At 67.2% G+C, this 12,415-nt stretch carries 15 protein-coding genes; 9 read left to right on the top strand and 6 right to left on the bottom strand.

The features are described 5' to 3' along the window. Positions 1-11: 11 nt before the first annotated feature. Positions 12-1,613, top strand: coding sequence for a fatty-acid--CoA ligase FadD8 (gene fadD8, locus G6N36_RS24885; protein ID WP_163689413.1), 1,602 nt, complete (start codon positions 12-14; stop codon positions 1,611-1,613). A gap of 94 nt (positions 1,614-1,707) precedes the next feature. On the opposite strand, the gene G6N36_RS24880 is transcribed toward fadD8, so the two are convergent. Then, complete coding sequence (locus G6N36_RS24880; RefSeq protein ID WP_163689412.1) at positions 1,708-2,301, bottom strand: nucleoside/nucleotide kinase family protein; 594 nt, start codon at positions 2,299-2,301, stop codon at positions 1,708-1,710. Then, complete coding sequence (locus tag G6N36_RS24875; protein WP_235690159.1) at positions 2,285-2,557, bottom strand: hypothetical protein; 273 nt, start codon at positions 2,555-2,557, stop codon at positions 2,285-2,287. Before G6N36_RS24875 ends, G6N36_RS24880 begins: the two co-directional genes overlap by 17 nt. Positions 2,558-2,623: 66 nt before the next feature. On the opposite strand from G6N36_RS24875, the gene G6N36_RS24870 reads away from it, so the two are divergent. Continuing rightward, positions 2,624-3,835 carry an RNA polymerase sigma factor gene (locus tag G6N36_RS24870; protein WP_163690888.1) on the top strand — a complete coding sequence of 404 codons (1,212 nt, stop codon included), beginning with the start codon at positions 2,624-2,626 and terminating at the stop codon, positions 3,833-3,835. On the opposite strand, the gene G6N36_RS24865 is transcribed toward G6N36_RS24870, so the two are convergent. From G6N36_RS24865 to G6N36_RS24850, 4 genes are read right to left on the bottom strand one after another with little or no spacing between them, the layout of a single operon-like run. Next, a complete protein-coding gene (locus tag G6N36_RS24865) occupies positions 3,832-4,455 on the bottom strand; it encodes an SAM-dependent methyltransferase (RefSeq protein WP_163689411.1) in 624 nt (207 codons plus the stop codon). The genes G6N36_RS24870 and G6N36_RS24865 overlap by 4 nt on opposite strands. Next, positions 4,455-5,216: a PIG-L deacetylase family protein gene (locus G6N36_RS24860; protein WP_163689410.1), complete on the bottom strand. Its 762-nt coding sequence runs from the start codon at positions 5,214-5,216 to the stop codon at positions 4,455-4,457. The genes G6N36_RS24865 and G6N36_RS24860 overlap by 1 nt, the downstream gene beginning before the upstream one ends. Beyond that, positions 5,213-6,154 (bottom strand): acyl-CoA dehydrogenase family protein, encoded by a 942-nt coding sequence (locus G6N36_RS24855; protein ID WP_163689409.1) that lies wholly within the window; start codon positions 6,152-6,154, stop codon positions 5,213-5,215. Before G6N36_RS24855 ends, G6N36_RS24860 begins: the two co-directional genes overlap by 4 nt. Next, complete coding sequence (locus G6N36_RS24850) at positions 6,151-6,855, bottom strand: glycosyltransferase family 2 protein (protein WP_163689408.1); 705 nt, start codon at positions 6,853-6,855, stop codon at positions 6,151-6,153. The genes G6N36_RS24855 and G6N36_RS24850 overlap by 4 nt, the downstream gene beginning before the upstream one ends. A 56-nt stretch (positions 6,856-6,911) precedes the next feature. Between G6N36_RS24850 and G6N36_RS24845 the strand changes: the two genes are divergently transcribed. The 7 genes from G6N36_RS24845 (at position 6,912) to G6N36_RS24815 (ending at position 12,350) form a co-directional block, all read left to right on the top strand. Next, complete coding sequence (locus tag G6N36_RS24845; RefSeq protein WP_372512239.1) at positions 6,912-7,598, top strand: HAD family hydrolase; 687 nt, start codon at positions 6,912-6,914, stop codon at positions 7,596-7,598. Further along, complete coding sequence (locus G6N36_RS24840) at positions 7,595-8,056, top strand: nitroreductase/quinone reductase family protein (protein ID WP_163689406.1); 462 nt, start codon at positions 7,595-7,597, stop codon at positions 8,054-8,056. Before G6N36_RS24845 ends, G6N36_RS24840 begins: the two co-directional genes overlap by 4 nt. A gap of 10 nt (positions 8,057-8,066) precedes the next feature. Further along, positions 8,067-8,528 (top strand): nitroreductase/quinone reductase family protein, encoded by a 462-nt coding sequence (locus G6N36_RS24835; RefSeq protein ID WP_083128073.1) that lies wholly within the window; start codon positions 8,067-8,069, stop codon positions 8,526-8,528. Further along, positions 8,525-9,436, top strand: coding sequence for a 1,4-dihydroxy-2-naphthoyl-CoA synthase (locus G6N36_RS24830; protein WP_163689405.1), 912 nt, complete (start codon positions 8,525-8,527; stop codon positions 9,434-9,436). Before G6N36_RS24835 ends, G6N36_RS24830 begins: the two co-directional genes overlap by 4 nt. A 75-nt stretch (positions 9,437-9,511) precedes the next feature. After that, positions 9,512-10,396 carry an SDR family oxidoreductase gene (locus G6N36_RS24825; RefSeq protein WP_163689404.1) on the top strand — a complete coding sequence of 295 codons (885 nt, stop codon included), beginning with the start codon at positions 9,512-9,514 and terminating at the stop codon, positions 10,394-10,396. After that, on the top strand, positions 10,396-11,955 hold the full coding sequence (locus tag G6N36_RS24820) for a long-chain-fatty-acid--CoA ligase (protein WP_179964866.1): 1,560 nt from the start codon (positions 10,396-10,398) through the stop codon (positions 11,953-11,955). The genes G6N36_RS24825 and G6N36_RS24820 overlap by 1 nt, the downstream gene beginning before the upstream one ends. Before the next feature lie 23 nt (positions 11,956-11,978). Continuing rightward, positions 11,979-12,350, top strand: coding sequence for a VOC family protein (locus G6N36_RS24815; RefSeq protein WP_163689403.1), 372 nt, complete (start codon positions 11,979-11,981; stop codon positions 12,348-12,350). Positions 12,351-12,415 lie beyond the last annotated feature (65 nt).

Raw genomic sequence — 12,415 nt, 5'->3', positions numbered from 1 at the left:
AATCTGAAGGAATGAGCGACTCGCTGCTGCGGCATCCCATCCATTCCGGGCACCTCACGGTCGGCGCGCTGAAGCGCAACAAGGACAAGCCGGTGCTGTTCCTCGGCGACACCACCCTGACCGGCGGCCAGCTGGCAGAGCGCATCAGCCAGTACATTCAGGCCTTCGAGGCGCTGGGCGCGGGCACCGGGGTGGTGAGCGGGCTGCTGGCATTGAACCGGCCCGAGGTGCTGATGATCCTGGGGGCCGGCCAGACGCAGGGTTACCGACGCCTGTCACTACACCCTCTCGGCTCATTGGACGACCACGCCTACGTGCTCAACGACGCCGGCGTCACGTCGCTGACCATCGACCCCAACCCGATGTTCGTCGAGCGGGCCAAGGGGTTGCTCGAGAAGGTTCCCGGTCTCAAGCAGGTGCTGACGATCGGCCCGGTCCCCGAGGAACTCGCCGAGGTCGGCGTGGACCTCACCGCCGAAGCCGCCAAGTACTCGCCGAAGCCGTTGGTCGCCGCTGACCTGCCGCCGGACCACATCGGAGGCATGGCTTACACCGGCGGCACCACCGGCAAGCCCAAGGGCGTGATCGGCACCGCGCAGTCGATCACCACCATGACGACCATTCAGCTCGCCGAGTGGGAGTGGCCCGATCGCCCGAAATTCCTCATGTGCACGCCGCTGTCGCACGCAGGCGCGGCCTTCTTCGTGCCGACCATCATCAAGGGCGGCGAGCTGGTGGTGCTCACGAAGTTCGATCCGGCCGAGGTGCTGAAAACCATTGAGGAGCAGAAGATCACGGCCACGATGCTGGTGCCGTCGATGATCTACGCGCTAATGGATCACCCGGACTCGCACACCCGCGACCTGTCGTCACTGGAGACGGTGTACTACGGCGCCTCGGCAATGAACCCGGTGCGCCTGAAGGAGGCGATCGACCGGTTCGGCCCGATCTTCGCGCAGTACTACGGCCAGTCCGAGGCACCGATGGTCATCACCTACCTGCCCAAGGGCGATCACGACGAGAAGCGGCTGACGTCCTGCGGGCGGCCGACGGTGTTCGCGCGAACCGCGCTGCTCGATGGCGACGGAAACCAGGTGCCCCAGGGTGAGGTCGGCGAGATCTGCGTGTCCGGTCCGCTGGTGTCCGGCGGCTACTGGAACAAGCCGGAGGCGACGGCCGAGACGTTCAGGGACGGCTGGATGCACACCGGCGACCTGGCCCGCGAGGACGAGGACGGCTTCTGGTACATCGTCGACCGAACCAAGGACATGATCGTCACCGGCGGCTTCAACGTGTTCCCGCGTGAGGTGGAAGACGTTGTCGCAGAGCATCCTTCGGTTGCACAGGTGTGCGTGATCGGCACCCCCGACGAGAAGTGGGGTGAGGCGGTGACCGCCGTGGTGGTGCTGCGGCCCGATGCCCCGACCGACGAGGCGGCGATCGCGACGATGACGGCCGAGATCCAGTCGGCGGTCAAGGAGCGCAAGGGCTCGGTGCAGTCGCCCAAGCAGGTCATCATCGTCGATTCGGTGCCGGTGACCGCGCTTGGCAAGCCGGACAAGAAGGCGGTGCGCGCACAGTTCTGGGAGGGCGCCGACCGCGCGATCGGCTGAGTTGTTCGCGAGCCCCGCCCGTCAGCCGCGAGCGACCGCTTCGGTCCGCCCAATAGCGGCGTGTCGCAGTGCCAACACGGTCACTCGCGATGCGCTAGATCACTAGGTCGGCTCTACCGCGGCCGCGGTCGATGCGCTCGGCGTTCGGCTCGTCGATGGCGCGCACCCACGCCTGCGCCCGCTCGGGCGACTTGCCGAACTCGATATGGCGTGCGATGAGCCGGCGTCGACGCTCATCGGGCGCGCAGTCGACGAACCACACCTCGTCCAGCGTGCGCCGCACCAGCGGCCACGGCTCGTCGTCATCGAGCAGATAGTTACCCTCGGTCACGATGAGCCTCGCCGTCGGCTCCACGCGGATGCTGCCCGCGACCGGTTGCTCGATATCGCGGTCGAAAGCCGGGGCATAGACAGCCTCGCCGCCTCGGCGGATGCGTTGCAGCAGCGCGAGATACCCGTACGCGTCGAAGGTGTCGATCGCGCCCTTGCGATCGAGCCGGCCCAGCCGCCGCAGCTCCGCGTCCGCGAGGTGAAAGCCGTCCATGGGCACGTGCACCGCGTCATCAATTGATGACGCGACCTGACGCGCCAACGCCGTCTTGCCCGCGCCGGGCGACCCGGTGATACCGACGATGACGCGGTTCTCCCGGGCGAGCAGAGCGTCGAGACGGCTATTCCAGGAGGTCATCGATCTCGGCGGCCAGCCGCTCGATACGCTCCCGTTCACTGGGGATACCGCGACTGTCGTCGGCGGCGCGCCGCCAGCCCATCCGCCACATCCGCGCGACGGTCCGGTCCCCGATACCCGCGTACGGGTTCGCGATCCGCTGCGGGTAGGCCTTGCGGCCTTCCCGGTAAGCGGTCACGAGTCGGTGCGTCATCACCGTCAACTCTCCTGCGCGAACCGCGGCAAAGGCCGCCATTTCAGCGGCGTGTCGGAGCATTTTCCCCGTCCTCGGCAGAATGGTGGGGTGCCGCTCATCCAACAGACGATCGACGCGGTGTGGCGGATGGAGGCCGCCAAGATCGTTGCGACGTTGACGCGGGTGGTCGGCGACGTCGGCTTCGCGGAGGATTTGGCGCAGGAGGCGCTCCTCGACGCGCTGACCCAATGGCCCTCCTCGGGTGTGCCGCGCAATGCCGGCGCCTGGTTGACCGCGGTGGCCAAGCGCAAGGCGATCGACCAGTGGCGGCGTCAGGAAAATCTCGACGCGAAGTACGCCGTGCTGGCGCACGAACTGGAAACGCAGGACCAGGACTCCGCCGAGGCGTGGGATCCCGACCACATCGACGACGACGTGTTGCGTCTGGTGTTCATCTCGGCGCACCCCGTGCTCTCCCGCGAAGGTCAGATCGCACTGACGCTGCGTGTCGTCGGCGGTCTGACGACCGAGGAGATCGCCCGCGCCTTCCTCACGTCCAAGGCGACGATCGCCGCGCGCATCACCCGCGCGAAGAAGACCCTGTCCGAAGCGAATGTGCCGTTCGAGGTGCCGGACCGCTCGGAGTATCCGCAGCGTCTGTCGGCTGTGCTGTCGGTGATCTACCTCATCTACAACGAGGGCTATTCGGCGTCGTTCGGACAGCGCTGGATCCGCGACGAACTGTGCAGTGAGGCTTTGCGGTTGGGCCGCGTGCTCGCCGCGCTGGCACCCGACGAGCCGGAGGTGCACGGCCTGGTTTCGCTGATGGAGTTCCAGTCGTCGCGGTTCGCGGCCCGCACCGACAGCGACGGCAGGCCGATCCTGCTGGAGGCTCAGAACCGGGCGCGGTGGGATCGCGCGCAGATCCAGCGCGGCGTGGCGGCACTGGAGCGATCGGCAGACGCGTTGCGGCGCAAGGGTGTCGGCTGGGGTTCGTACGGCCTGCAGGCGGCAATAGCGGAATGCCACGCCACCGCACCCACGGCCGGTGACACCGACTGGAAGCACATCGTCATGCTGTACGACGGGCTTGTCCAGGTGTCACCGTCGCCCATCGTCCATCTCAACCGTGCCGTCGCGGTCGCGATGGCCGGCGAACCCGCCGAGGCGCTGGCGATCGTCGACGGCTTGACCGGTCTCGACGGCTCGTACCTGGTGCCCAGCGTGCGCGGGGAGTTCCTCATCCGGCTGGGCCGCAATGCCGAGGCCGCCGACGAGTTCGATCGCGCCACCGAATTGACCGACAACGAGCGGGAGCGGGAAGTATTGGCCGACAAGGCCGTTCGCGCGCGTGGCTAAGCCCCCGGCACACCCGTCCGCGCGGCCACCGATTTCGAGGAACCGGTATCGAATACCTCGACGATCACGTCCGCGTCGCGGTATCCGCCCAGGTGATGCAGATCCGACGTCGCGGCGATGACGTCTGTCGCGTAGTCCCCCGTCATCGGGTATTCGGCCACCGGGTGACGCCAGTGCGCGGCGACGACCGTCGTGCCGGACCTCAAACGCGGTATCTCGCGGTCCAGGGTGTCGCGTAGCACCTCGGGATGCAGGTAGTAGCAGAGCTCGGACAACACCACCAGATCGAATCCGTCCTGCGGCCACGGGTCGTCCACCGACCTGCGAAGCAGCGTCACGTTCTGACGCCGGCCCGCGTCGATGAGCCGTCTGTGCGCGGCGTCCAGCGCCGCACTCGCGATATCGGTGCTCGTGACGTGATCACACCGTGTGGTGAGTTGTTCGGTGAGCACACCGATCGAACAGCCCGGTTCGAAGGCATGGCGGTAGCGCCGATAGGGCAACAGCGCCAACGTGATCGCATACTTGCGCTGCTCATACCACCGTCCTCCGAGCTGCCAAGGATCTTCGGACTCGGAGTAGATCCGGTCGAAATACCCGGTCGATAGCCGAGTGGGCATCAGAACACCACCTCCCTGACGGCGAGCAGCCGCCGTAGTACGAACGACGGCAGCAGCGGCGCATCGGCACCGTCCGGCTCGACCTGTGTGCGGTAACACCGCACGGCCGCCGTTTTGCGGTCGAAAGCGTGTGGAGTGATCGGCATGGCGAGCACCCGATTCCACGGCAAGGCGATGTCCCCGGGTGTGGCCCAGTGCCACATCCAGATCGGATACTCCAGCAACACCGCGTCACAGCCATGCGCGGCGGTCGCCGCGGCACGGCCTACGGCCTGGTGGTCGGGGTGCCCATCGCCACGCCACGTCGCCGCGATCCACGTCCGGCTCGTCCTCGCCGCCAGGATCTCGGTCAGCAGGTCCGCAAGCCGATCCTCGTGATCGCTCAGCTCACCGTCGGGCATGCCGAGACAGATCGGCGCGGGAACCCCCAGCACCGAAATGGCTTCGTGCAGTTCGGCGCGGCGGGCACGTTCCAGCTGCAGACGCTCCAACAGCCCGATGCCCTGACGCGAGGCTCCGCCGTCGCTGGCGGCGACGACCTGTACCCGCACTCCCTGCTCGGCGAGGGCGACCATCGACGCGCCGAATCCGAGCGTCTCGTCGTCGGGATGCGCTGCCACGACAATGATTTCGTCGCAGCCGCCAACATCCAGTTCGGGTACATCCGCGAGCGCATCGAGCCACTCCTCCGTTGGCGTACCAACGTCGGTAAGGGGCCGCGCCGCGAAGCGCGCGCAGTTGTCTACATTCGCCACGGTCATGGTGCGGTTCCCGCCAGCACGCCCAGCCGCTCGAGATCGCGCTCGGCGTGGCTCTGCCTTACGTAGACCGTCAGGTCGGCGACGCGTTTCGCGTGCTGCGCGTCCTGGCACAGCGGCGCCGGGCCCAGGGCGCGACCCGTTCTTCCGATCGATACCTCGACCGCGGTTTCGATCACCGCACGCGTTCGTCGCGCGATCATCTCGGCCGCACCTTTACGGTTCAACGGATCGTTGTCGACCGCAACCGCCGCGCTGTCCAGCATGGCTTCGCCAGCCGCCAGTGCGGCGTCAACTGCGCCCAGGTGCGCCAGCGTGTGCGGGTCGACGGGATCGTGCGCAGGACGGGCATACAGTGGCTGGGCGACGGCGCGCGCCCCGCCCAGCCAGCATGCCGCGACTCCGATGGCGCCGTGCCAGAACCCGGGCCGCGACAGATACTCGCCGGGCCGGCCGACGGGCTTGGCCGGTGCATCACTGAATTGCACTGAGCGGGTATCGGATTCGGCCATCCCAGGGTTGCGCCACCCGCTCGGCAAAGGCCGCACTCCTGGGTTCCGCAGATCGACTGCGAACAATCCGCGCTCGCCGGAGTCGAGTCGCGCGGTGACGAGAGCATGCGTGCACAGTCCGGCCCCCGAGCACCACACTTTCGTGCCGTTCAGTGACGTCGCCTCGCCGTCGCCGTGCGCGCTCAGCACCGCATCGCGTGACTCGGCCGCCCAAACGCCCCACAGCTGACCGGATTTCGACTCGGATCCACCGAGTTCGGCGAGGATCGCGACCGCATCGGTATGGGCCTCGGCGAGTCGGGCGGCGACCACGTCGACCTCGGCCAGCTCGGCGAGGCGGTGCCAACGTCGGGCCGTTTCGCCGCCGCCGGGCAGCGGTAAGTCCAGCGCTCCGGAATCCAACCAACGGCTGAGCAGTCCACTTGTCATGTCTCAGCACGCACCTTGCGCCGTGGCCGGCCCAGCCCGCGAAGGTGGGCGGCGAATCCGCCGGGTGCGCGGCCCTGCTCGCGGGCCGAGGTCGCCACTGTGAGCTTTGCGTCGCGGTGGATGCTCAGGTGCGCAACCTCGAATCGCTCTACGAGGTCGACGTCCTCACCGGTGCTCAGGGCACGGAAGCCGCCGACGCCCCAGTACGCGTCGGCCCGGAAGCCCATGTTTGCGCCGTGGACGTGATCGTGTCCCGGCCCCTTCGAGTTGTAGGCCGCTCGGTAGCGGCGGGCCGCCTCGACCGGGAGCCGCCACACCGGTATGCGCACCGTGCCGAGCACCATGTCGGCGCCGGCTTGCGTCATCTGCGACAGCCACCGACTGCCGACGATGGTGTCGGCGTCCGTGGTGGCGAACCAGGTGCGGGCGGGCTCGACGTCGGTGCACACGGAGCGCGCGCACTCGAACCCGGCGGCGCGGGCGGCGCCGACGTTGGCCACGTCGGTCGAGACGAAATGCACGTTGGGGCCGTAGCGCCCGATGAGGCGATCGCTCCCGTCGTCGCAAGAATCGAGCACCACGACGATCAACACCGGCATCTGCGCGCTCATCGACGTCGCGAGCAGCGCGGACAGGCTGCGCGGCAAACGGTCGATCTCGTTGTGCGCGGGCACCACCACGACGGCCTGCTCGAACTTCATCACGGGTGGTTAATTAGCCAATTTCGCCAATTCTCACACCTGGCAGCATGGTGCGGGTGGATCGCATCAAAGCTGCTCTGTTCGATTTCTCCGGCACGCTGTTCCGGCTGGAGGAGGACGACAGCTGGTTCCACGGCATCGAAGTCGACGAACGCCAGATCGACGGCCACGTCCAGGCCGAGCTGATGCGCAGGATGACCGCACCCACGGGCCAGCACGTGGACATGCCTCCTGACGCCCATCACGCATGGATCAACCGTGACCTCGCCCCGCACCTGCACCGCGAGGCCTACCTGCATGTCCTTCGCGAGTCGGGGGTGGCCGACCACCACGCCGAAGCGCTTTACGGCCTGATGATCGACCCGCTGAACTGGACGCCGTACCCCGACACCGCCGGCGTGCTGGAGGGCCTGCACAGCCAGGGCATCAAGACCGCTGTCGTGTCGAACATCGCCTTCGACGTGCGGCCGGCGTTCGAGTCGATCGGAGCCGCCGAGTTCGTCGACGAATTTGTGTTGTCGTTCGAAGTCGGCGCCGTCAAGCCCGACGCGGCGATTTTCCAGACCGCGCTGGACCGGCTCGACGTGCAGGCCGCGCGGGCGGTCATGGTCGGCGACAGCGACGAGGCCGACGGCGGTGCGCGCGCGCTGGGCTGTGGATTCGTGCTCGTCGATCCGTTGCCGACGGCAGAGCGCCGCGACGGCTTGCGCACCGCCTTGGCCGATTACGGTGTGCAGCCATGACGGGTCCCGAGCCGATCCGAGCGCCGTGGTGGCTGAAGTACGCGAACAAGGTCGTCGTGAGGCTGGTGCGGGTCGGCGTGCCGATCTCACGACGTGAGTCACCGGTGGTGCTGACGGTGCCGGGCCGAAACACGGGCAGGCCACGCTCGACTCCGGTCACACCGATGCACCTGAACGGCAAACGATTTGTCGTCAACGGTTATCCGGGCGCCGACTGGGTCCGCAACGTGCGCGCCGCCGCAGAGGTGACCCTGGCCCAGGGCAGACGGTCGGAGACAGTGCGAATGGTCGAACTGAGCGCCGAAGATGCTCGACCGATCCTGCGGGAGTTCCCCGTTCAGGTGGCGGACGGCGTCGACGTCATGAAGCGAGCAGGCGTGCTGAAGACGGGGACCGTCGACGAGTTGGTGGGCCTGGCGGGACGACTGCCCGTGTTTCGCATCGACCCGGTCGCGTAGCGTTCCAGCCATGTCCGACAGCGCGCGTATCCGGCCGCCGTGGTGGCTGAAGTACGTCAACAAAGTCATGATCGGTATCCAGAAAATCGGTCTGCCGATGGGCGAGAAGGGACCGGTGATCCTCGTGGTCCCCGGTCGGAAATCGGGTAAGCCACGGTCGACGCCGATCACCCCGATGACCGTCGAGGGGAAGCGCTACGTGCTCGGCGGCCTGCCGGGCAGCGATTGGGCGGCCAACCTGCGGGCAGCCGGTGAGGCGGAATTGAAGCAGGGCAGGACCTCCCAACGTGTGCGCGTCATCGAGTTGCCGCCCGAGGAGGCCAAGCCACTGCTGCGGCTGTTCCCCGTCGAGGTGCCCACCGGTGTCAGCTTCATGAAAAACGCGGGCCTCATCACCGGTCCGAACCCCGACGAGTACGAGGCCCTCGCCGGCCGCTGCCCGGTGTTCCGATTCGATCCGGTAAACGCATGAAAGACAACCCTTTTGACCCGTCACTGTGGCAGGCCGTGGACGGGTTCGACCTGACCGACATCACGTACCACCGTCATGTCGTCGACGGGAAACCACAGCCGACGGTGCGGGTGGCCTTCGATCGTCCCGATGTGCGCAACGCGTTCCGGCCGCACAGCGTCGACGAGCTGTATCGAGTGCTCGACCATGCCAGGATGTGGCCCGAGATCGGCGTCATCCTGCTCACCGGTAACGGGCCCAGCCCGAAGGACGGCGGTTGGGCGTTCTGCTCGGGTGGCGACCAGCGCATCCGTGGGCGCAGCGGCTACCAGTACGCGTCGGGTGAGACCGCCGAGTCGGTCGATCCTGCGCGTGCCGGGCGGCTGCACATCCTCGAGGTGCAGCGGCTGATCCGGTTCATGCCCAAGGTCGTGATCTGTCTGGTCAACGGCTGGGCGGCTGGCGGCGGGCACAGCCTGCACGTGACCTGCGACCTCACGCTGGCCAGCCGCGAGCACGCGCGGTTCAAGCAGACCGACGCCAACGTCGGCAGCTTCGACGGCGGCTACGGCAGCGCGTATCTGGCCAAGCAGGTCGGCCAGAAGTTCGCCCGCGAGATCTTCTTCCTCGGCAGGCCCTACACCGCCGAGCAGATGCACGCGATGGGCGCGGTCAACGAGGTCGTCGAGCACGCCGCGCTGGAAACCGTCGGGCTCGAGTGGGCGGCCGCCATCAACGGCAAGTCACCGCAGGCGATCCGGATGCTCAAGTACGCGTTCAACCTGACCGACGATGGGCTGATGGGTCAGCAGCTGTTCGCCGGTGAGGCAACGCGATTGGCGTACATGACCGACGAGGCCGTCGAGGGCCGCGACGCGTTCCTGGAGAAGCGCGATCCGGACTGGAGCCAGTTCCCCCGCTACTTCTGAGTTGCGAGTTGTGCACGATTTGCGGCGGTGAGCGCCGGAAATCGTGCACAAAACGGCGCCACCTAGACTCGCCGCGTGAGCAAGAACCCGCTGCGCTGGCTCTCCGAACAGGTGCTGCTGGCCGGCATGCGACCACCGCTGGCCCCGCAATTGATGATGCGCCGCCCAGACCGCGAAGAGATCGAGCTCAAGGGCAAGCGGATCCTGCTGACCGGGGCGTCGTCGGGCATCGGCGAGGCGGCGGCGGCGAAGTTCGCCCGACGCGGTGCGACGGTGGTGGTCGCCGCCCGTCGCCAGGAACTCCTCGACGAGTTGGTCGACCGGATCACCGCCGACGGCGGGACGGCGACGGCCCACGCGTGCGACCTGTCGGACCTGGACGCCGTCGACGAACTGGTCGCCACGCTCGAGCGCGACCTCGGCGGCGTCGACATCCTGATCAACAACGCGGGGCGCTCGATCCGTAGGCCGTTGGCGGAGTCTCTGGACCGCTGGCATGACGTCGAGCGCACGATGTCACTGAACTACTACTCGCCGCTGCGGCTGATCCGTGGGCTGGCGCCGGGAATGCGCGAACGCGGCGACGGCCACATCATCAACGTGTCGACCTGGGGTGTGCTCAACGAATCGTCACCCCTGTTCTCGGTGTACAACGCGTCGAAGGCGGCGCTGACCTCCGTCAGCCGGATCATCGAAACCGAGTGGGGCGACGACGGGGTGCACTCGACGACGCTGTTCTACCCGCTCGTCCTCACACCGATGATCGCGCCTACCCGCGCCTACGAAGGACTGCCCGGATTGAGCGCCGACGAGGCAGCGGACTGGATGATCACCGCGGCACGGGTCCGTCCGGTGCGCATCGCACCGCGGATGGCCGTCACCGCGCAGGCGGTGAATACGTTCGCCCCCGGCGCGGTGAACGCGGTGATGAAACGTCAACGCGTGCAACCCAGCAGCTGATGGCCGCACCCGTGATCACCACGATCGCCGACATCGTCCGCGTCCAGGCGCGGCGTCGGCCCGACGCCACCGCGCTCATCGTGGGGGAACGGACGATCTCGTTCGCCGAACTCGACGCACGATCCAACCAGGTCGCCCAGGCGTTCCGCGCCGTTGGCGTCGGATTCGGTGATCGGGTCGCATTCATCGAGAAGAACGGCGCGGAGTTCTTCGAGGTGATGTTCGGCCTCACCAAGCTTGGTGCCGTTGGCGTACCGGTGAATTGGCGGCTGGCCGCACCGGAGATGCTGCACATCATCGAGGACGCACAGGCCTGCATCGTCGTCGTGGGATCCGAATTCTTCGGCCATCTCGAGGCCGTCGAGGATCAGCTGACGACGGTGGGCGACATCGTCGCGATCGGAGCGCACGACCGGTGGCCGTCGTTCGAGGACTGGCTGGCCGGTCATTCCGATGAAGACCCCGGTGTCACGACGGGTCCCGACGATATCGCCTTCCTGATGTACACGTCGGGCACCACCGGGCTGCCGAAGGGCGTCATGCTGACCAATGGCAACTACCTCTGCAAGTCCAGCGGCATCGCCCAGCAATGGCGCTTCACCGACGACAGCATCAGCCTGGCCGTGATGCCGATGTTCCACATGGCCGGCTCAGGTTGGGTGCTCGTCGGAATGTACGAAGGCGCCACCACCGTGGTGCTGCGCGACGTCGATCCGGCCGCGATTCTGGATTCCGTTGTCCGACATCGGATCACCAACCTGCTGCTGGTGCCCGCGGTGATCCAGATGATGCTCGGCGCGCCGGGGGTCGACAGCGCCGACTTCTCGAGCGTACGGGCCATCGTCTACGGCGCTTCGCCCATCACCGACGACGTGCTGGTGAAGGGGCTCGACCGCTTCGGGTGTGAGTTCATCCAGGTGTATGGGTTGACCGAAACCACCGGCTCGGTAACACAACTCGACGTTCACGATCCGTCGCGACGTCCGGAACTGCTGCGCTCCTGCGGTAAGCCCTACCGGTGGGTGGAGCTGCGCATCGTCGGCGACGACGGCTGCGAGCTACCCACCGGCACAGTCGGTGAGGTGTGGACGCGGTCGGCGCAGAACATGCGCGGCTACTGGAACAACCCCGACGCGACGGCAGCGACGGTCACCCACGACGGGTGGTTGAAGACCGGCGACGCCGGCTACGTCGACCACGACGGCTTTGTCTACCTGCACGACCGGAAGAAGGACATGATCGTCTCCGGCGGGGAGAACGTGTACCCCACCGAGGTCGAGAACGTTTTGATGACCCATCCCGCCGTCGGCGATGTGGCCATCATCGGAATCCCCGATGAGAGGTGGGGCGAGGCGGTCAAGGCCGTCGTCGTGCCCGTAGCAGGGGCCGCACCGACCGAGGCCGAGCTCATCGCTTACGCGCGCGAACGGCTTGCCGGTTTCAAGTTGCCCAAGTCTGTCGACTTCGCCGAAGTGCTGCCCCGCAACCCGAGCGGCAAGCTGCTCAAGCGAGCGCTTCGCGAACCGTACTGGGCGGGCGTCGACCGTCGAATCGGCTGACCGAGCGTGATAGACACGTTCGTATGGAGATCCTGGCCAGCCGCATGATCATTCGGCCCGCGGATTACGAACGCTCGCTGACGTTCTACCGCGACGAGATCGGATTGGCGATCGCCCGTGACTACGGTGCGGGCACGGTGTTCTACGCCGGCCAGTCACTGATCGAGATCGCCGGCCACGGCGCCCCGACCGCCGGCGGGACGATGTGGCTTCAGGTCCGGGACATCTACGCCACCGAGCAGGAATTGACCGGGCGTGGCGTGCCGATCGACCGCGAGGCACGTCAGGAGCCGTGGGGCCTGCACGAGATGCACGTGACCGATCCCGACGGGACACTGCTGATCTTCGTGCAGGTGCCCGAGAACCATCCGCTGCGCCGCGACAACCGCAAATAGACCGAACGCGATACTTCGGAGGGATTCGTGACCTTTCTGGACCTCGGCTGGCGCCGTGCGCTGGC

It is taken from the genome of Mycolicibacterium gadium (genome assembly GCF_010728925.1).
GTDB lineage: Bacteria > Actinomycetota > Actinomycetes > Mycobacteriales > Mycobacteriaceae > Mycobacterium > Mycobacterium gadium.
This window is presented reverse-complemented; position numbering and strand designations above follow the sequence as displayed.